Genomic DNA, 19,011 nt, shown 5'->3' with positions numbered 1-19,011 from the left:
TGGCCGGCGTTTCCGTGGCGTCGCGGACCGCGGCTGCTGGGAGCAGACCGTTTCTGCGCCCGGAGCTTCGTTCAACGCGGCGCGCTGAGTCGGCTACCGCTTGGAACGCCCACGCCTCTGTGCGAGATCCCGGCTCTGTCCTGGGAGCCGGTCATCGCCACGTCGGTCATGCATGGACGCGGGCCCCGGTCAGAAGGCGTACGGAGCGAAGGAACGGAACGGTGCCATGGTGAGTTTGAGCAGCCGGCCGAACTCGGTTCGTTCGTCCTCGTTCATCAGCTCGTGGGCGTTGCCGAGGTTCTTCTCGGTGAGCTGTGCCATGAACGGGGCGAGGAAGCGCCGCAGAGCCTCCGGCGCTTCGTCCACCATGCGTCGGTACTCCCGGTACCGCGTGAACTGTTCCTGTATCTCTTCGAATTCGGCGCGGGTGGCACTGGAGACGAGGGCCTGTTCCTCCTTGCTGAACGGTCGTCCGTCGCGGTGGACCCATGTGCGGGTTTCACGTCGGAGCTCGTAGTCCGCGTCGCAGAGCAGGCGGACGATGTCGGGTCGGGCTTGGGTCTTGGGCATACGGGTGCTCCTCAGCTCCTTACCGGAGTCGGGTGGGGGTAGGGCATTAATCGTCCGGAGAAACGAGCGGTTGGCCAACCGCCGATCGTCGGCTATGTTGCGCCCGTTTCTGGGGTCAGCGCCGACGGTGGGAGTTGTTCGCTGCGCTGGTGGCCGGTTGCGTGGTGGGCGCTGCGGCGCAGGCGCCATACGAGGACGTCGCTGATGGAGTCGGCGGTGTCGAGCTCACGTCGTCGGGCGGCGTCGGCCAGCAGAACGGCCGGGTCGTGGCCGGCCTTCCGGACGTCGTCGAGGGTGGCGGCCAGGGCGGCCCAGCCGGCCTCGGCGCGGATTCGCTCGGCCAGCTCCGGCAGCACTTGTTGGACCAGGGCGGCGTGCCGTTGCCGAACACGCGGCGCCAGACGCTGGCCTCGCTGCCGGAGGTTGGCCATGGGGTGGGCTGCTGCGGCTTGGTAGGCGGCGCGGAGGTGTTCGGCTGCCTGCTGGGCTGCGGCGGCCTGCTGCGCGTGCTCCTTCTTCGCGTGCCAGTTCGCCGCGGCGATGGCGAGGAAGAAGGCCATGTCGATGAGCATGGCGGTGGTGGCGCCGTCTTCCCCTCGGCCGAGGGCGGGTCCGCTGTGGACGAGGTCGCGGGCGGCCTGGCGCAGGGCGCGGTCGTGCCCGCGTACGGCCTTCACGTGGGAGCGGCTGGCCCGCTCGAATGCGAAGGCTGCCTCTCGGAGTTCAGCGCGGGTGTGGGCGGCGGAGGTCTTGGCCAGCGCGTCCAGGACCTCTCCCGCCGCGGCGATCTGGGCCGCTGCTGCACCGTCGTCGCCCTGGTCGATGATCAGCAGCGCCTGCCAGGTGGCGGCGCTGGCCCGACGCCGCGCGAACGCGGGACCTGTCACGTCCGGCAGGACGGGCTGCTCCCGCCCAGAGCCGTCCGCCGAAGCGGCCTCCGCGGGAAGCGTCCAGCGTTCGCGGATGCGGGGCAGGGACAGATCGGGTGCGAGCGCGGAGCCCGCGTAGAACACCCGCTCCTTCTCGCCATTGCGGTCGTCGGGCAGCGCGACCTTGTAGCCGAGCAGGTCACCTGAGGGCGCGAAGCGCTTGCGGATCAGCAGGCCCGCGGCGGCCAGCCGGTCGAAGAACTCCTCCTCGCTCGTCGCGCCGGCGACCGCGCGCCGTACGGTCTCCCGCAGTTCCTCGCGCGCCGTGCGCTCCCGGCCCTGGCGTTCGGCTTTGCGGCGTTCGGCGCTGGTGGGGCGCTTGGCGGCGGTGCCGTCTCCAGGCGCGACGCGGCGCAGACCGTAGTCGGCTTCGATGCGGCGGCATTCGGCCTGGGCGCGGCGGGCCTCGTTGTGCAGACGGGGCCGGCGGCCGTCGTCGCGGACCAGGGTGGCGATGATGTGGATGTGGTCGTCGGCGTGCCGGACCGCCGCCCACCGGCACGCGGCCTCGTCGCCTTCGGGGGCGATGCCGGTGGCGGCGACCATGCGGCGGGCGATGGCCGCCCAGTCCTCGTCCGACAGGATCGGATCCTCCGGGCTGGCCCGCACGGACAGGTGCCACACGTGCTTCTTCGGGCGGCGGCCGGCGGGCAGGGCGTTGACGGGCTGGTCGAGCAGCCGCTGCAACTGACCGAAGGTGACGTCCGGGTCGCGGCCGGGGTCGGGAGTGAGCGGGTCGAAGGCGGCCACCAGGTGCGGGTCGATGTGCTCCTCGTGGGTGCCGGGCCCATACAGGTAGCGGATCAGCCCGACCGTCTTGGTGCCGCGCTTGTGGATGCTGGGGATCACGCGGCGGCACCGCCGTCGCGGTGGGCGAGCAGGGCATCGGCGGCGTCCTCCATACGGCGGGCCGCGCTCTGCACGGCCTTGGCCGCGGAGTCCAGGTGGGGTGCGTCGGCGCCGGAGTTGAGGGCTTTGGCTACCTGGTTGAACAGGCCGTGGATCCAGCCGAGGTGCCGGCGGGCGGCGAACAGCTCGCCTATGACTTCCCGTTCGGTGGCGATCTCGGCGGCGGTGCGGTTCAGGTCGCGGGCGGCCTTGTCGACGGCGTAGGCGAGGAAGGCGGCGTTGGTCATCTGGCACCGGGCGGCTGCGTCGGTGAAACGCTTGTACTCGGCGTCGTTCATGCGGCAACTGGGCTGGTGCAGGCGCTTGAGCGGCTTTGGCTGACGGGCGCGCTGACGCTTACGCGAAAGCGACTCGGCCTGCCAACTCCCTTCTGGCTGCGGTCCGCCCTCGGCCGCTGCCTGTCGGCCTGGTGCCCCCTGGCGCCGGGCCGCTCCCGCCACCCCCGGGGCGGGAGACTCGGGAGCATTGCTCCCGGTACAACTTGCTCCGCCTGGGGCAGGATTGGACGGCAGGGATCCCTCGGGGGGCATGGGGTCTTCGTGGTGCGGGGTCTGCATGGGGCCTTTCGGGTCGGGGTGTGGCCGGGAGCGCTGGTGCTGTGGGGATTAGCGGGGTGGATGGCCGGCTGCGGCTTTGAGCTGGGCCTTGAACTCGCGTACGACTCGTCCGACGCCGTCGCTGGAGACGGTGTAGCCGGCGGCGCGCAGGGCGTCCTCGACCCGGTCGCGTCCGACGCTGCCGGTCTCCTCGTAGATGCGGCGGGCGTGCTTGAGGATGACCTCGTCAGAGGCACGGGCTTTGCTGGCATCGCGCTTCTTCCGGGCAGCCGCCTTCCGCTCGCGCCTGCCCGAAGGGCTGCCCGAGCTGTTGCCCGTGAGCGCCCGGCTGTCATCGGTTTCTGCCCGTGCGGGCAGCCCGGGCCCCGGGCGGGCAGGCTGCGGGCGGGCAGGCGGAGGGACCTCGTCGTCGCCCGGGTCTGACGGGTGCGTGCGGGCAACGTCCTCCTCTGCCCGCGGCAGTGGTGCCGGGCGGGCGGCGCCCGGGCGGCTGTGCCCGGATCCACGGGCGGGGTTGGAGGCCGGAATCTGCCAGCGCGGCGGCAGTGTGATGGAGGCGAGGCCGACAGCCTGCTTACGGGTGGCGAGCTTGCGCAGCAGCATCTCGTCCTGGAGCGGGTCGCCGTCGACGTCGGCCCGCTCCAGGGCCTCGTGCAGGCGTTCCGTCAGGCGTCGTTGCCGCCGCTTTCCGCGCTGGCGGTCGGTCATCGACTCGGCGCGCAGGATGAGGGCGACGGCTTCGCTCAGTGCGCGGTCGCGGATGAGGCGGGCGGCATCGGCGTCCTGGTCGGCGATGCCGAGCCGGGCCAGGAGGCGTTCGCGTGCCTGGCGGACGAGGACAGCGGCCAGCCCGCGTGAGGCGGCGTCGGGGGCGCGGTGGCGCAGCTCGATGCCCATGGCCAAGTGCCACAGCATCGCGGCCATGACGGGGCCGACGAAGGCCCGCACGGTGCCACCGACCAGCCCGGACTCGGCGTAGGCGGGCAAAACTTGGACGCCGGTGATGACCCACGTGAGGCTGCCGGGCAGGCCGGGAGCCTGCTTCGGGCCGTTGAGGTTCTGCCGCGCCATCAGGGCGGTGGCGAACAGGGCCAGCTCAGCGGCGGCGAACATCGCGACGCGCTCGGCGGTGCCGCCCATGTCGAGGTAGTCGGCGGCGAACCGCCAGCTGGTGTCCGCGCTGTACGCGGTGCAGCCGAGCGCGGCCACGGCCGCGACCGGCACCGCGGCGGTTCCACGCCAGCGGTTGGTGTGATGCCGCCGGCGGCGCTGCTGGCGGATCAGCCACCCGGCGAGCAGGCCGAGCAGCACGGGCGGGATGAGGAGCGCCACGGTCATCACCGGGGAGGTGGCCCAGTCAGGGAGGAGCGGCGTGCCGCTGATCCGTATGGCGAGGGGGACGGGGCTGAGAGGAGGCAGGAGGGGGCTCCAAGGCGTCGAGGAATGAGGGCGAAGGGCGAATCGACGGAGCCGCTGAGCTACCGCCTACGCGAGTGGCTTGCGCGGGCAGGGCTGGTGTGAGCGCAGGTGATGCGGCGGGCCCGGCCAGGAGAGGGCGCTGAGGCGGCCAGTCAGGTGGCGGGGGCTGTGCGGCGTCGTCGGTCGGGGCCGTCGAGGATGACGCGCTCCGTCATCTCAGCGAGGCGGGATGCGACGCGGTCACCGAGGGTGACGCGCAGCTGCTCCATCGGAAGGTTGGTGGTGATGAGGGTGGGGAGCATGTGCTCGTACCGGTGGTTGATGAGCCGGTAGGTCAGCTCCTCGGTCCATTCGCTGGTTTTGGCCGCGCCGAGGTCGTCCAGGAACAGCAGCGGGCAGCGCGCCAGGGTCTGCAGGTCACGTTCGGCGTCGTGGCCGGCGCGGGGGCGCAGGCGCGCGTGGAAGTCGGCGGTGGTGGTCGCTTCCCAGCGCAGACGGACCCCTCGGGCGAGCAGGGTGCGGATGGCGCCGTACGCCTGGTACGTCTTGCCCGTGCCCGTGGGGCCGGCGATCAGCAGCGACGGGCCTTCGGCGATGCCCGGCCCGCCGGGGCCGGGGCGTCCGGCGCGCGCGATCTCGTCGGCCCAGGCGGTGAGCTTCGGGTGGTCGGCCAGGGCTCGGCGGTAGCGGGCGGGGATCCTGGCGTCGGCGAGTTCCAGCGCGGTGACGGGCTCGGCGTGCCCGTCCTCGACGGCGGCGGTGGCGAGGTCGATGCCGCGACTGGCAAGGATGCCGTTGAGCCGGTCGGCGAGCGGGCCGACCCGGTGGGGCTCGCGGGTGAGGGTGGCGGTCAGAGGTCACCTCCGTAGGCGGCTTCGACATCGGCGGGGTTTGTCCACGCCCTGTGGACAACCGGTGCGGCGGGGGCTGCGTTCATGGCCTCGTGCACGAGGCTCGGCAGAGTGCTGGGGTGGAGGCCCTTGGTGCGGTGCCGTTCCAGGCCGGCCCGGATGTGGGCGGGGGCGATGCCCTCGCCGAGCAGCTTGCGCACCTCGCGAGCGAGATGGCCCAGGACGTCCTTGGGCGGACGGTGTGTGCAAGCGGCGGCGTACTCGGCGATGAGCTCGTTGGCCGAGACGGTGTGGGGTGCGGGGGCGCTCGCGCCCCCCGAAGGGGTATTTCCTAGATCCATGATCCTAGGTCCTAGATCCGGACGCTGAGGTGTCACCGCTCCCTCACTGAGCCCTCCCCGCTGCCTCACGGAGGGCTCACGGAGATCGCTCTGACCTGCTGTATCAGCATCGGCGACCGGATTCACCGCAGACTCGCGTATTCGCCCGGAGTCCTCACGGAGGGCTCCGTGAGGCTGCGGTGCGGGCTCCGTGATGCCGACTCCCGCAGCCGGCGCGCCGACGCCGGGCGCGGTGCGAGTCTGCGTGTCGTGGTGCGGGCAGGCGGGAAGACGGCTCGCGCTGGGGCGGTTGATCTTCTGATGCTGCCGCCAGGTGACGATGTGCAGGTAGCGCTTGTCGCCCGGGCCCTTGTAGCGGCATATCAGCCCGGCGTCGGCGAGCTGGGCGAGGTCCTGCTCGACAGCGCCAGGCGTGTGTTCCGGGCGCAGTACCCACAGCTGCCCGGCGATGATCGCGGCGTGGTCGCGGTGGCGCCCCTGGTCGTCAGCCTGAGTGAGCAGGCCGAAGAAGGTGCGCTCGGCGGTCAGGGAGACGGCTGCCAGGGACTCGGAGACGAAGGCTTCCGGCTTGATGGTGCGGATTCGTGCCAAGAGGGGCGGTCCTCACTCGGTGGCCGGTGGGCTGGGCGCCCACGGTTCACCGTCGGTCAGGGCGGAGACGGGTGTGAAGAGCGGGGATGTCCGGCCGTTGACGCGGGAACGTTGATGGCCGCTCGCGCTTTCCGGGGTGTCGTCAACATAGCCACACCCACGGCGCGCAAGTCCAGCCCTATCCGGCGCAATCTCTCACGGCAGAAATGCCGCTGGAAATCGAGACGGAGAGGGCGGTGCGAAAACGGTAGGGCACGATCGGCGGTTGACCAAATAGTTGCCCTGCATCCCGAGCCAGAAGGATCACATCGGCAAGCCGTTGACGTCCTGCGAGCGACGAAGCTACAACACAACACCCCATGTCAGAGAGGGTCTCTGGTGTTGGGGCCCGTTCGGGGGCCCGGCCCTTCGCGGAATCCCGACCGCCTCGCTCGCCGATTGAGCGCGGCGCAACATAGCCGACGATCGCCGGTTAACCAAACCGGCGAATGCACGCTACAACTGGAGCCATGGCAGCACGATCTCTGGAAATAGGGCCCGCAGGAATGCTGGCGGCTCGCACCATTGAAAGCCTCCGCACGGAACGCGGCCTTGGGCAGCGCCAACTCGCCGCGCGGTGTACCGCTTTGGGCCGTCCTATGTCCAACACGATGCTGTCCCGCATCGAACTCGCCAAGCGGCGATGCGATATCGACGACCTCGTCGCCATCGCCGAAGCCCTGCAGGTATCGCCCCTCGCCCTCCTCCAGGGCCCCGGCGCCACCTGAGCCGCTCACGCATCCGTCCTCGCCCTCGCGACCAGGAGCCGCCCCCTTGCACCGACCCACGCCCGCGCCCATCCCCCACAGGCCGTCCGACGCCCCTCCACCCCGCCTCTACCGTCCCGAGGAGATCGCCGACACCCTCGGCTGCTCGGCCTGGTGGGTCAAGGACCGAGCGCGACGGCGTCTGATCCCGCACACCCGGGTCGGCCGCGCCTACCGCTTCACCGCCGAGCACCTCGCCGAGATCATCCGCCTCTACGAGGAGCGGCCGGCACAGCCTGCGCAGATAACCGCCCGGGCGACCGAGCCGCTCTCTGGGCCCGTTACGCAGACCGACTCCGCACCACGTCGCCGCCCTGCCGTGGCGCCGGCGACTCGCCTGCGGGCCCGCCCGCCGCGTCGACAGCAGCAGTACAGCACTGTCGCGTGACCCGATCGCATCTGCCGTAGCCGAGGACAAAGAATAGGGGGACAGCGGGACTTGGGTTTCGCGGAGAAGCGCGGAAACTACTGGCGCGGCCGGTACAAGGTCGCGCCCGGCAAGCACAACACGGTCGTCGACGAGAACGGCAAGGCGATCAGGTTCGCCACCAAGGGCGAGGCCCAACGGGCAGCGGCCGAGGCCGAGAACAAGTACCGTCGCGGCGACTGGCGCGACCCGGCGCTCGGCCAGGAGACCTTCGGCGAGTACGCGAACCGCTGGTATGAGGCCCAGGACTTGGCGGCCTCGACCATGCAGAACTACAAGCGCCACATCGAGGAGCACCTGCTCCCCGAGTTCGAGGACAAGGCGCTCGCCGGCATCCTGCGCACGGACGTCGACCTATGGGAGAAGAAGGAGAAGGCCCTATACGCGGCCTCCAGCGTCAAGACCTGGCGCTCGACACTCCACCTGATCTTCGAGGACGCGATCGACGAGGGCCTGATCACATCCAACCCGGCCGCTCGGCGGCGCGGACGGGGTAAGCGCGCCGGCCGCTCCCGAGACCGTGGTCCGGAGAAGGTGGTCACCGACGCGCTCGGCATCCTGCTGACCGCCGAGCGCGCCGCCCTGCTCTCCGGCCGTGACGATGAGTTCGTCGCCGTGGTCCTCAAGGGGTACACCGGCATGCGCTGGGGCGAGATCGTGGGCCTGGAGACCGCGTTCGTCCGCCCTGGAGCCGTCCGGGTCGAGTGGCAGCTGTACGAGCTCGACACGGGGGAGCTGGTGCGCTGCCCGCCGAAGGACGACAGCTACCGCACCATCGACTCGATGGACTGGCTGTCCGCGCTGGTCGCGAACCACATCGCCCGCACGAAGCCCAAGCCGTGCCTCTGTCACGGCAAGACCTACGTCTTCCGAGGACAGGGCGCGGCCCGTACCGGGGGCCACCAGGGCGCGAAGCTCGTCGACGTCGCCCGTCGTGCCGACGTTTCGACCGGCACGGTGTCCAACGTGCTCAACCACCCCGAACGCGTCACCGAGGCCACGCGAGCGAAGGTCGAGCAGGCCATCGCGGACCTCGGGTTCGTGCGGGGCGGCGTCGTGCCGGAGCATGCCGCCCACTGGCGCAGGAACGGTTTCGCAACCTGGCTGTTCACGCCGGCGGTCTCCGGCTGGTACCCGAAGAAGGCACCACAGGAGCCACGGCCGGTGCCCCTGCTCGGCGAGCCGTGGCCCGGTGTCCCGGCACGGGGTCGGGGTGCCAGCGAACGGGCCGACGCCTGCTGGCTCCCGATAGCCAAGGGGCTCACGCCCCACGGCCTTCGCCACACCCACCGGACGATGATGGAGGACCTGGGAACCGAGAAGGTGCTCATGGACGAACGCATGGGCCACATCGACGGCTCAGTCTCGGCGCGCTACGCCCACGTCACCCCAGGCATGCGCAAGCGCCTCATGCTGGGGCTGACCGAGCAGTGGGAGGCAGCACTCGACGCGCGTTTGGCCATGAGTGCCACGTCACCAGTGCGCGTGCTGAGTGATCTCCTGCGGGCACGCGAGGTGTCACGGGTGCCCGTCAAGTCGTAGCAATAAAAGTGCTGTGCCCTCCGGCGACCACTGCCGGAGGGCACAGCCGTACCCCCAATGCCTCCGCGAGGCCGCGTCAACTCCGCGCGGTCGTCTCACTCCAGCAGTTACGACGATTGCCAAGCAACGGGGCCAACGGACCTGGCTCAATAGGTACATGGAGAGTGGCGAGCACTGGGCATACCGCGCGAGACCGAAGGAACTGGGCAGCCCTGTCAGGCGGGTGGAGATCGTTCGGGTGGGCGGCCGTGGCAGGTCTGGTTGGGTCCATGTCCGGTTCCTGGAAGGGGATGACGCCGGGCTGCAGGAATGGGTCAGTCCCGGCTGCCTCGTAGCACCGTGGCCAGACGTCGATGCGTTCCGCGCGGATGATGAGGCAGAGCTCAGACTGACCGAGGTATCACGCCACGTACGGGGCAGCACGGATTTCGAGGCCGCGCGCCTGATCCTCGGGTTCGTCCAGCCGAAGAACAGGCTGCGCCTCCGCCGAGGGGTGGCGGACGCGGGAGTTCTGGAACTGAGCCGACTCGACGAGACGGCGCCGCTCATCGGAATGGACGCCACCGCGCTCCGCAGTGACCCGATGGTGCACGAGAACCACGCTGGCATGTGCCTGGCCGGCTGGCCGGTCACCGAGCGCGTCGCCCGTCAGGTGGCGGGCCGTCTCGCCGACGAGATTCTCCCGGAGGTGGACCGCAAGCAGCAGGACATCGAGCAGGAGCGCGCACAGCCCTCCTGGTACTCGTACCGTCGTCGGGACGACCGCAAGTTGGATGCGGAGGCGGCCGTTCTGCGGACTGTCCGGGTGTGGTGCGGCGAGGACAAGGCTGAACGCTACGACGAGTTGGTCGCACTGCGCGCCGAGGTCATCAGGCTCGGCCAGCTGGTGGAGAAGGCGGTCAAGGCCCTACGCGACCGTGGGCACGGCGTCATCGCCTCCACCATTGAGCGCGACCTTGGCGTCCATATCGCCGGCCTTGATCCTGACGTCCGTCGATAGAGCCGCGCCACGGCTCCGGGGCCGGCTTCGGCGGCTCGGACCGTGCCGCAGGCTGCTCCCTCTCCGGCCGGTGCGGGTTCCAGCCGCCGAGAAAGGGCCGTAGCTGATCTCCCGTCGGCTCCGCGTGGAAGTCGAGCGCGGCCAGGCCCCTGCCGTTCATGGTGGGGTCCAGCCGGTCGGCCTCCGCCTTCCCCCAAGCCGACCACTCTCGCAGCCTCTCGGCTTCGGCTGCGTTGTCCGACGTTGCGGCGGCTTCATCCAGTGCGCCGCAGAACACTCGGATCTCTCCGGCCACCTTCCACTGCTCAAGGGCTGTGCCGAAGTGCTCCGCCCGTACGGCGTGCACCGCCTTGATCGAGGCGGCACTGACTGCCGACTCCCACTCCCGCCGCTCGCGCTCCTCCCGCTCCGCTTCCAGACGCCGACGCTCCTCCTCCTGCCGTTCCCGCTCCTCTCGCAGGCGCCGCTGTTCGGCCTCCCGTTCCAGCCGAGCCCGCTCCTGCTCCCCCGCGCGCGCCTTCAACGCCCGGAAGACCGAACCGACCTGCTCCTCCAACGGCTTCTTGGTGGTGTCGGCCCATTCCTTCTTCCAGCCGTAGCTGTGGCCGTAGCCGTAGCCCGAGTGCTCACTGATCAGCAGTTCCAGCTCACCGGACGGCTCGAACCTGTGCGCCGGCGTCACCCGCTGCCAGTCGTACGTGCGGCGGCCCGGCTGCTTGGGCACGTACCGGACCTGCTTCTGCCGTTCGCGGAAGCCGACCTCGTACGTCCTGCCGTGAACGGTGAGCAGGGGCCTCGGCTGCTTGCGCTTCTTGGACACAGTGATCTCGCCGTGGCGGCCGAGTGCCTGCTCGGCGAGGAGCCGGAGCAGCGAGAGGACTCGGGGCAGGACCTCCTCCGAGATCTCGAAGGCGCTGTGGTCCGCAGTGACAGCGGCGATCACGTCCTCGACATCGCTGATCACCCGGCTGCGCGCCAGCCGGATCCGGTTCCACTCGGTGTCGTCCTCACCCGACACCCTGAGCAGTCCGAGGAAGAAGTCCCCCTTCGCCCGGCCGCTGTACTTCAGGTGGTACCCCTCGGGCGCACACTGCCGGGCTGCGTCGAAGGCCCTGCGGTAGCGGGCTCGCTCCTGGTCGCTGGGGTTCGGGATCCGGAGGAACCGCCCAGCCTGCTGTACTTCCGCGATCAAGGCGGCCCCGATTTCCGCCGACGACGCCTGCGGGGGCTTGGCGGCGCGTTGCGGCGCCGGCTTCGTCGTGGACGGAGCTGTGTCTTGCTTCTGCGTAGGAGAGGCCGGCCGTGTCCGTTGCTCGGAACCCGCCGACCGCTGCTTGCGCGGCGTCGGTTCCGGCCGGTCCGGGTGATGGCCGTGTTCCAGGTAGAAGCGCCCCGCGTCAGTGATCTCAGCCTGCCACTTCCCATCCTGCTTGGGCATGGTGATCAGACGCCGCTCCTTGAGCGCGCGGGCGGTGAGGGCGAACTCTGGGCTGTCCGACGTGACGGGGTCGGCTCCGTCCCCGATGCGGGTGAGGAGTGCTAGCTGCCGGTCGTTTAACGGAGACCATCGGTGCATGGCGATCGTCGTACCGCCTGTGATCGGCCTCGCACAACCGTAGGGATGATCCTGTCCCAGCGTGAGCGGCAAAGGGCGGGCTGGACGGCGGACGGCCGCTCGCTGGGAGCCGCCGGGAGCCGGTTTCTGGAAGTTGGCTCCCAAACGGCTCCCAAAACGGGGCCACAAAGCAAATCAGGCCCGGTGCTGATCTCTCAGCACCGGGCCTGACCTGGTATTTCTCTGTCGGGGTGGCGGGATTTGAACCCACGACCTCTTCGTCCCGAACGAAGCGCGCTGCCAAGCTGCGCTACACCCCGATGTCACTGCTTGTCGCGGCGACGTCGTTTACTTTAGCCCACTGGGGGCCAGGAAACGAAATCCGATTCAGAGGTGGCGCTGGATCGGGGTCGGGCGGGCGTGGTCGAGGGCCACGAGGAGGGTGGCCAGGGCGTAGGTCGCCAGGCCCAGGAGGAGGGCGTTGGCCAGGGTGACGCGGTAGCCGTGGGCGGCGGGGTCCAGGAAGGGGTAGAGGTAGGGAGCGCCGCGGGCGAGGTAGAAGGCCAGGTAGGCCAGGGGGTAGAGGAGCCAGGTCGTGGCCTGGTGCAGATGCAGCCGGGGCGCCGGGGTCAGGCACAGCCAGTCCAGCAGGGCCGCCGCGGGAGCCACCGTGTGCAGGAGCTGGAGGGTGATCCACTGGGTGTGCCAGCGCTCCGGGGGTGTCGAGAGCGCGGTCATCGAGAAGGAGGTCCTGGCCAGCAGCAGGTGGTACGTCAGCGCGGACACCAGGGCGTACAGCAGGGCCGCGCCGGTCAGCCACGAGGGAAGGACGCGGTGGCCGCGCCATGCGCGGGACGCCGACAGGAGCATCGTCACGGCCAGGATCGCGCCCGCCTGCACACCGAAGTAGCTCAGCGCGTGCGCCGGAGTGCTCCGCAGGATGGCGAGGGCCACGCCCGCCGCCGCGATCAGCGCCGTGAGCAGGCGATACACGGCGGCCCCGGGGCGGTGGGACGGGGCCAGTACCGCCCTGGCCGGCGCCGGGGAACGCGGGAGCAGGGGCGACGCCGGGACCGGGGGCAGGCCCGGGATCTCCCTGGGTATCTGGGCGGTCATGCCCTCACGCTAGGAAGGGGCGCGCGTGCGGGCCATGCGGGCTACGCCAGGCGGGTTACGACCTGGGCACCGGCGTCTTACGACCTCGGCACCAGCGTCAGCAGCGTCGCCTCCGGGGGGCAGGCGAAGCGGACCGGGGTGTAGCGGTTGGTGCCGCAGCCCGCCGAGACATGCAGATAGGAGGTACGGCCCTCCGCCGTGTGCGTGGACAGGCCCTTCACCCGGTCCGTGTCCAGGTCGCAGTTGGTGACCAGGGCGCCGTAGAAGGGGATGCACAGCTGCCCGCCGTGCGTGTGGCCGGCCAGGATCAGCGGGTAGTCGTCCGCGGTGAAGGCGTCCAGGACACGCAGGTAGGGGGCGTGGACCACGCCGAGCGAGAAGTCGTAGGACTCCGTCGGCCCGCCGGCCACCTTGGCGTAGCGGTCGCGCTTGATGTGCGGGTCGTCCAGGCCGGTCAGCTCGATCGACACGCCCTCGATCTTCAGGGCGCCGCGGGTGTTGGTCAGGTTCACCCAGCCCGCCTCGTCGAAGCCGTCCCGCAGGTCCTCCCACGGGTTGTGGATCGCGCCGACCGCCGGCGCGTTGCCGTTCAGGCCGTGGCGGCCGCTCGTCTTCTCCAGCAAGTAGCGGGCGGGGTTGCGGAGTTTGGGGCCGTAGTAGTCGTTGGAGCCGAAGACGTACGCGCCGGGGAACTCCATCAGCGGGCCCAGTGCGTCCAGCACCTCCGGCACGCCCTCCGGGTCCGACAGGTTGTCGCCGGTGTTGATCACGAAGTCCGGGCGCAGGCCCGCCAGCGAGCGCAGCCAGCGCTGCTTCTTGTGCTGGCCGCCGACCATGTGGATGTCGGAGACCTGGAGCACACGCAGCGGATGCATGCCCGGCGGCAGGACGGGGACGGTCACTCGTCGCAGGCGGAAGGAGCGGGCCTCGAAGCCCACCGAGTACGCCAGACCGGCGGCGCCTGCCGCCATGATTCCCAGGGGAATTCCGTATCGCGCGCGCATATGACCATCGTGTCAGACCGCGCCCGCCACCCGGGACCGCCCGCCCGCTAAATCGGCAGGCACCCCGGGCCCCGCACCTGAGACAATCGACCACATGACCACCACGCTCAAGTCGAAGCTTCAGGACGACCTCAACGCCGCGATCAAGGAGCGCAATGAGCTCCGCTCCTCCACGCTCCGGCTGACCCTCTCGGCGATCACCAATGAGGAGGTCGCGGGCAAGCAGAAGCGTGAGCTGTCCGACGACGAGGTCCTCAAGGTGATCACCCGCGAGGCGAAGAAGCGCCGCGAGGCGGCCGATGCCTTCACGAAGGGCGGCCGCGCCGAGTCGGCCGAGCGCGAGAAGGCGGAAGGCGAGGTGCTCGCCGAGTACCTGCCCCAGCAGCTGTCCGACGACGAGCTGGACGCGATCGTCGCCCAGGCCGTCGCGGAGGCCAGGGCGGCGGGTGCCGAGGGGCCGCGGGCCATGGGCGCCGTCATGAAGATCGTGAACCCCAAGGTGGCCGGCCAGGCCGAGGGCGGCCGCGTCGCCGCCGCGGTGAAGAAGCTCCTCCAGGGCTGACCCCGGGACCGGGAAAGCAGTACGACAGCACGACGGTACGACGATGGGGTCGCACCCCGGAACACAGGGTGCGGCCCCATCGTCGTACCTCCGGAAGGGCTAGCGGCGACCGCCGGTCCCCCCGACCGCCCGGCCGTTCGCCCCGCCGTTCGTCTGCCCCTGGATGATGGTGCCGGGCGCGGTCGGCACCGTGCCACCGATGTCGCCGGGGCCGCCGGTCGCGCCGCCGCCCGTCGCGCCGCCGCCGGTCAGACCGCCGAGCAGGCCGCCGATCAGCTGTCCGTGGCCGCCTCCGTTGGCGCCGCCGTGCTGACCGCCGGTGCCCTGCCCCTGGCCCTGGTGGTTGTCGCCGGAGCCGTTGTCGTCCGGGATGTCGACCAGGTTGAAGTCCTCCGTCGGCTTGCCCTCCAGGGCGCCGTTCATCATGTCGCGCCAGATCGGGCCGGGGACCTCACCGCCGTAGACCTTGTCGTGCGGGATGCCGCCGATGGTGATGTTGATCATCTTGCGCTGGTGCCGCGGGTCGCCGACCCAGACCGCGCCCGCCATGTTCGGGGTGTAGCCGACGAACCAGGCGGCGAAGCGCTCGTCCGTCGTACCGGTCTTGCCCGCGCTCGGCCGGTCGCCGAGGCCCGCCTCCTGGCCGGTGCCGTCCTCGACCACGCCCTTGAGGAGCGTGCTGACGGTGTCCGCCGTCTTCTCGGACATCGCGCGCGAGCAGGTCGAACGCGGCACCGGAAGGGACTTCACCCGGCTGCCGGTCGTCTGGGTGACCGACTCGATGGCGACCGGGGTGCAGTACATGCCGCGCGAGGCGAAGGTGGCGTACGCGTTCGCCATCGTCAGCGGGGACATCTCCTGGGTGCCGAGCGCGATCGAGGGGGCCTGGTCGATCTGGCGGCCGTCGGCGCGCGCCACGCCCATCTTCTTCGCCATGTCGATCACCGGGCAGATGCCGATGTCGCTGATCAGCTGCACGTAGTAGGTGTTGACCGACTTGGCGGTCGCCTCCTTCATGCCGTACGGCCCGTGCTCCGACTCGTTCTCATTGGTCAGCTTGGCCGGCTTGGCCGGGTCGTTGCGCCAGGTCTTGCCGTTGCAGGCGGCCACCGGGCTCGGGTACGGCATCTCGTACGGCGACGGGTACTGCTGCGCCGGGGACTTGCCGCCCTCGATCGCGGCCGCCGCGACGATCGGCTTGAACGTCGAACCCGGCTGGTAGCCGGCGCCGCCGCCCATGCCCTGGTTCACCGACAGGTTGATCTGCGTCTCGTTCGTGCCGAAGCCGTACGGCCGGGACTGGCCCATGGCGAGGATCTTGCCGGTGCCCGGCTCGACGATCGTCGCGGCGGTCGCCACCTGGTCGGACTTGTAGACGTGGTTCTTGATGGAGTTCTGCACGGACTGCTGGGACTGCGGGTCGAGCGTCGTACGGATCGTCAGACCGCCCTGGTTCCACAGCTTGGCGCGCGCCTCCTTGGTCTTGCCGAAGGCCGGGTCGGTGAGGAAGACCTCGCGCACGTAGTCGCAGAAGAACCCGGCGCCCTGGACCGCGGTGATGCAGCCGTTCTTGGGCTGGCTGGGCTTGAGTCCGAGCGGCTGGCGCTTGGCCTGGGCGGCCTCCTGCGGGGAGATGTCGCCCAGTTCCGCCATGCGCTGGAGCACGATGTTGCGGCGCTTGGTGGCCTCCGCCTCGTCGTTGACCGGGTCGTAGCGGCTCGGGGACTGCACGATGCCGGCCAGCAGCGCGGACTCCTGGAGGTTCAGGTCCTTGGCGTGCTTGGAGAAGTACCGCTCGGAGGCGGCCTCCACGCCATAGGCCTGCTCACCGAAGAAGGTGATGTTCAGATAGTTCTCGAGGATCTTCTTCTTGCCGAGCTGTTCCTCGATCTGGATCGCGTACTTCAGCTCGCGGACCTTGCGGCCCATCGTCTGCTGGGTGGCCTCGGCGACCTTCGTCGGGTCGTCGCCGGCCTCCTCGATGAAGTAGTTCTTCACCAGCTGCTGGGTGAGCGTGGAGGCGCCCTGCGCGACCCCGCCCTCCTGTGCGTTCTTGTTCAGGGCGCGCAGCACGCCCTTGAGGTCGATCGCGCCGTGCTGGTAGAAGCGCGAGTCCTCGATCGCGACGATCGCCTTCTGCATGTACGGCGAGATGTCCTTGAGGTCGACCACCGTACGGTCCCGGCTGTACACGCTCGCGATCTGGCCGCCCTTGGCGTCCAGGATCGTCGTGCGCTGACTGAGCTGGGGACTCTTCAGGTTGGCCGGGATCTCGTCGAAGCTCTGGACCGAGCCCTTGGCCGCGAGGCCCAGAGCGCCGGCCGCGGGCAGCGCGATGCCCGCCATCACGGCTCCCGCGAGCACACTGACACCGAGGAACTTCGCGGCCTGCTGCAACGGCGACAGACCACCGCCCGAGCGCTTCTTTGGCATGGGGGCAGCCTAATCCGTACTCCTGAGCGTTTTGAGGGAGCGGCTTGCCTTCGGGATGTTCCGTAACCGGTACGAGTCCCCGCGTGCCCCCTGACCTGCCTACGTTTCCATTTCCCGGACAGGCGTGCAGCCCTTGGCCTAAGCTGCTCCCAACTGTCACGGCAGTGCGGCCCCGTAGCACTCCGTCCGGCTTTCGGAACCGTCGCGAACCACCCGTGTCGCACCCCGAGACGTGTCCGATTGCGCCGCGTGTGTCACCTGGTGCCCGCTGTGGCGCACCGTAGCTGTCCTGGTTTGCCGGGATAGTCGTATATGTCGCCAGCTCACTCCCGCGGGTGATCTGCCGCTTACCCATAGTCCGTTCGGGCCATTCAAGATTGGGCCCGACGGGGGTGTTGCGCTGTGCCCACCTTCCGTAACGTCCTCAACTGGCGGCGGTGAATATGCCGCTGCCGCCGTGGGGGAGCCTCGATTCGGGAGAGGACGGCGCCGGTATGGGCTGGGTAACCGACTGGAGTGCGCAGGCTGCCTGCCGCACTACCGATCCGGATGAACTGTTCGTTCAAGGAGCAGCGCAGAACAGAGCCAAGGCGGTGTGCACCGGATGTCCGGTACGCACCGAGTGCCTGGCCGACGCGCTGGACAATCGCGTCGAGTTCGGCGTGTGGGGAGGCATGACCGAGCGGGAGCGCCGCGCTCTGCTGCGCCGGCGGCCCACCGTGACCTCCTGGCGCAGGCTGCTGGAGACGGCCCGCTCGGAGTACGAGCGCGGCTCCGGGTTCGTGAGCCTCGACAGCGACGAGGTGTACGAGAACTACGCGGCCGTGAGCTGAGGACCGCGAGCGCGGACCCAGCAAACAGCAGGCCAAGCACGCGGCAGGTTAAGCACGCAGCAGGTCAACCACACCGCATATCAAGCACACCGCAGGTCAGGCGCCGTAGGTCCCGCAGACCTCGCCGCCCACGCGCCTCGGGTTCGGCCGAGAGCCCAGGGCGAGCGCGATCGCGTCCGCTGTGCCGGGCCGCGTCCGCTACGACGGTTCCGGACGCTCCGTGGGCGCGCCCGCCGCGAGGCGGTCGCCGATGTCGCGCAGGCCCGTGAGGTCGTGCACATCGCCGGGCAGGGCGGGTACGTCGACCACCGCCACCTCGGGGTGGCGGGCGGTGAAGCGGTCACGCGTGCGCTGCTCGCGCGCCAGGAGATGCATGCGTTCGGCGTGCAGCCTCAGCAGGCCCTCGGCGAGCCGGTCGACGGAACGTTCCTCGTCGGCGGGGGAGCCTTCGGGGGAGGTGCCGGATGCGTCGGTACCGGTTGCGGCCTCGGCTGCGCGAGGTTCTGAACTGCCGTACGTTTCGGGAGAGTTACGAAGTCCAGCTTTCCCGTCCCCCTGATCCACAATGCCGGGGTCCGCAAGATTTTCCGCGGCGTCCAGCGCCCGCTCGGCGGACAGCCGGCCCGCGCCGCTGCCGTGCACCCGGTTGAGCACAAGCCCCACCAGCGGCATGTCCTCCGCGGCCAGCCGCTCCACGAAGTACGCGGCCTCGCGCAGCGCGTCCCGCTCCGGGGCCGCCACCACCAGGAACGCCGTACCGGGCGCCTGGAGCAGCTTGTACGTGGCGTCCGCGCGGGTGCGGAAGCCGCCGAAGGTGGTGTCCATCGCGGCCACGAACGTCTGGACGTCCTTGAGGAGTTGGCCGCCGAGCAGCTTGCCCAGGGTGCCGGTCATCATCGACATCCCGACGTTCAGGAACGCCATGCCCGCGCGGCCGCCCAGTTTGGCGGGGGCGGTGAGCAGGCGGATCAGCCGGCCGTCCAGGAAGGAGCCGAGCCGCTTGGGGGCGTCCAGGAAGTCCAGGGCCGAGCGGGAGGGCGGGGTGTCGACCACGATCAGGTCCCATTCGTCCCGCGCCCGCAGCTGGCCCAGCTTCTCCATCGCCATGTACTCCTGCGTGCCCGCGAAGCCCGCCGAGAGCGACTGGTAGAAGGGGTTCGCCAGGATCGCGGCCGCCCGCTCGCGGTCCGCGTGCGCCTCCACGACCTCGTCGAAGGTGCGCTTCATGTCGAGCATCATGGCGTGCAGCTCTCCGCCGCCGTCGGTGCCCTTGACCCGGCGGGGGACGTTGTCGAGGGAGTCGATGCCCATCGACTGGGCCAGCCTGCGGGCCGGGTCGATGGTGAGCACGACCACCTTGCGGCCCCGCTCGGCGGCGCGCAGGCCCAGGGCGGCCGCGGTGGTCGTCTTGCCGACGCCGCCGGAGCCGCAGCACACCACGATGCGCGTCTTTTGGTCGTCCAGCAGCGCGTCGACGTCCAGCACCCGGGAGGAGGCCAGCCGCCGGGCCGCCGCCTCCCACCCCTCGGCCGCGCCACGCCCCTCGGCCGCGCCCCGCTCCCCGGG

17 protein-coding genes and 1 tRNA gene are annotated in these 19,011 nt (G+C 70.3%); 6 read left to right on the top strand and 12 right to left on the bottom strand.

Annotated elements, in window-relative coordinates:
* Positions 1-189: 189 nt before the first annotated feature.
* The 6 genes from CCN72_RS04620 to CCN72_RS04595 all read right to left on the bottom strand — a co-directional run bounded on the left by CCN72_RS04620 (position 190) and on the right by CCN72_RS04595 (position 6,167).
* On the bottom strand, positions 190-570 hold the full coding sequence (locus CCN72_RS04620) for a hypothetical protein (RefSeq protein WP_086806434.1): 381 nt from the start codon (positions 568-570) through the stop codon (positions 190-192).
* Positions 571-662: 92 nt separating this feature from the next.
* Positions 663-2,348 (bottom strand): relaxase/mobilization nuclease domain-containing protein, encoded by a 1,686-nt coding sequence (locus CCN72_RS04615; protein ID WP_107430062.1) that lies wholly within the window; start codon positions 2,346-2,348, stop codon positions 663-665.
* Complete coding sequence (locus tag CCN72_RS04610) at positions 2,345-2,686, bottom strand: plasmid mobilization relaxosome protein MobC (protein WP_086806433.1); 342 nt, start codon at positions 2,684-2,686, stop codon at positions 2,345-2,347. The genes CCN72_RS04615 and CCN72_RS04610 overlap by 4 nt, the downstream gene beginning before the upstream one ends.
* A gap of 327 nt (positions 2,687-3,013) precedes the next feature.
* Positions 3,014-4,303, bottom strand: a complete 1,290-nt coding sequence (locus CCN72_RS04605; RefSeq protein WP_208637917.1) for a hypothetical protein — start codon at positions 4,301-4,303, stop codon at positions 3,014-3,016.
* A gap of 233 nt (positions 4,304-4,536) precedes the next feature.
* Positions 4,537-5,238 (bottom strand): ATP-binding protein, encoded by a 702-nt coding sequence (locus tag CCN72_RS04600; RefSeq protein ID WP_086806431.1) that lies wholly within the window; start codon positions 5,236-5,238, stop codon positions 4,537-4,539.
* Positions 5,235-6,167 (bottom strand): hypothetical protein, encoded by a 933-nt coding sequence (locus CCN72_RS04595; RefSeq protein ID WP_086806430.1) that lies wholly within the window; start codon positions 6,165-6,167, stop codon positions 5,235-5,237. The genes CCN72_RS04600 and CCN72_RS04595 overlap by 4 nt, the downstream gene beginning before the upstream one ends.
* A 509-nt stretch (positions 6,168-6,676) precedes the next feature.
* On the opposite strand from CCN72_RS04595, the gene CCN72_RS04590 reads away from it, so the two are divergent.
* From CCN72_RS04590 to CCN72_RS04575, 4 genes are all read left to right on the top strand, one after another.
* Entirely contained in the window at positions 6,677-6,934 is a 258-nt protein-coding gene (locus CCN72_RS04590; protein ID WP_086806429.1) for a helix-turn-helix domain-containing protein, read from the top strand.
* 46 nt (positions 6,935-6,980) lie between these two features.
* Positions 6,981-7,361, top strand: coding sequence for a helix-turn-helix domain-containing protein (locus CCN72_RS04585; protein WP_208637916.1), 381 nt, complete (start codon positions 6,981-6,983; stop codon positions 7,359-7,361).
* A gap of 51 nt (positions 7,362-7,412) precedes the next feature.
* Positions 7,413-8,942 carry a LacI family DNA-binding transcriptional regulator gene (locus tag CCN72_RS04580; protein ID WP_086806428.1) on the top strand — a complete coding sequence of 510 codons (1,530 nt, stop codon included), beginning with the start codon at positions 7,413-7,415 and terminating at the stop codon, positions 8,940-8,942.
* A 157-nt stretch (positions 8,943-9,099) separates the two neighbouring features.
* Complete coding sequence (locus CCN72_RS04575) at positions 9,100-9,942, top strand: PE-PGRS family protein (protein ID WP_086806427.1); 843 nt, start codon at positions 9,100-9,102, stop codon at positions 9,940-9,942.
* On the opposite strand, the gene CCN72_RS04570 is transcribed toward CCN72_RS04575, so the two are convergent.
* The 4 genes from CCN72_RS04570 to CCN72_RS04555 form a co-directional block, all read right to left on the bottom strand.
* Positions 9,872-11,518: a PE-PGRS family protein gene (locus CCN72_RS04570; RefSeq protein ID WP_086806426.1), complete on the bottom strand. Its 1,647-nt coding sequence runs from the start codon at positions 11,516-11,518 to the stop codon at positions 9,872-9,874. The two genes, CCN72_RS04575 and CCN72_RS04570, sit on opposite strands and share 71 nt — an antisense overlap.
* Before the next feature lie 225 nt (positions 11,519-11,743).
* Positions 11,744-11,817 (bottom strand) — tRNA-Pro (locus CCN72_RS04565).
* 67 nt (positions 11,818-11,884) lie between these two features.
* Positions 11,885-12,613 carry a Pr6Pr family membrane protein gene (locus CCN72_RS38865; RefSeq protein ID WP_086806425.1) on the bottom strand — a complete coding sequence of 243 codons (729 nt, stop codon included), beginning with the start codon at positions 12,611-12,613 and terminating at the stop codon, positions 11,885-11,887.
* 77 nt (positions 12,614-12,690) lie between these two features.
* Positions 12,691-13,617 carry a metallophosphoesterase gene (locus CCN72_RS04555; RefSeq protein ID WP_086806424.1) on the bottom strand — a complete coding sequence of 309 codons (927 nt, stop codon included), beginning with the start codon at positions 13,615-13,617 and terminating at the stop codon, positions 12,691-12,693.
* A gap of 94 nt (positions 13,618-13,711) precedes the next feature.
* On the opposite strand from CCN72_RS04555, the gene CCN72_RS04550 reads away from it, so the two are divergent.
* Complete coding sequence (locus tag CCN72_RS04550; protein ID WP_086806423.1) at positions 13,712-14,179, top strand: GatB/YqeY domain-containing protein; 468 nt, start codon at positions 13,712-13,714, stop codon at positions 14,177-14,179.
* Positions 14,180-14,278: 99 nt separating this feature from the next.
* Here the strand turns inward: CCN72_RS04550 and CCN72_RS04545 are convergent, their stop codons facing one another.
* Positions 14,279-16,612 (bottom strand): transglycosylase domain-containing protein, encoded by a 2,334-nt coding sequence (locus CCN72_RS04545; RefSeq protein ID WP_202442574.1) that lies wholly within the window; start codon positions 16,610-16,612, stop codon positions 14,279-14,281.
* A gap of 494 nt (positions 16,613-17,106) precedes the next feature.
* On the opposite strand from CCN72_RS04545, the gene wblA reads away from it, so the two are divergent.
* Positions 17,107-17,445 carry a transcriptional regulator WblA gene (wblA, locus tag CCN72_RS04535; RefSeq protein WP_172427591.1) on the top strand — a complete coding sequence of 113 codons (339 nt, stop codon included), beginning with the start codon at positions 17,107-17,109 and terminating at the stop codon, positions 17,443-17,445.
* A gap of 198 nt (positions 17,446-17,643) precedes the next feature.
* On the opposite strand, the gene bagB is transcribed toward wblA, so the two are convergent.
* A complete protein-coding gene (gene bagB, locus CCN72_RS04530) occupies positions 17,644-18,945 on the bottom strand; it encodes an ATPase BagB (protein WP_086806451.1) in 1,302 nt (433 codons plus the stop codon).
* Positions 18,946-19,011: the final 66 nt, after the last annotated feature.

This window comes from Streptomyces murinus, from assembly GCF_002154555.1.
In the GTDB taxonomy this organism is placed as follows: Bacteria; Actinomycetota; Actinomycetes; order Streptomycetales; family Streptomycetaceae; genus Streptomyces; species Streptomyces murinus.
The sequence above is the reverse complement of the archived record's forward strand: the minus strand, read 5'-3'. Positions and strand labels throughout refer to the sequence as shown.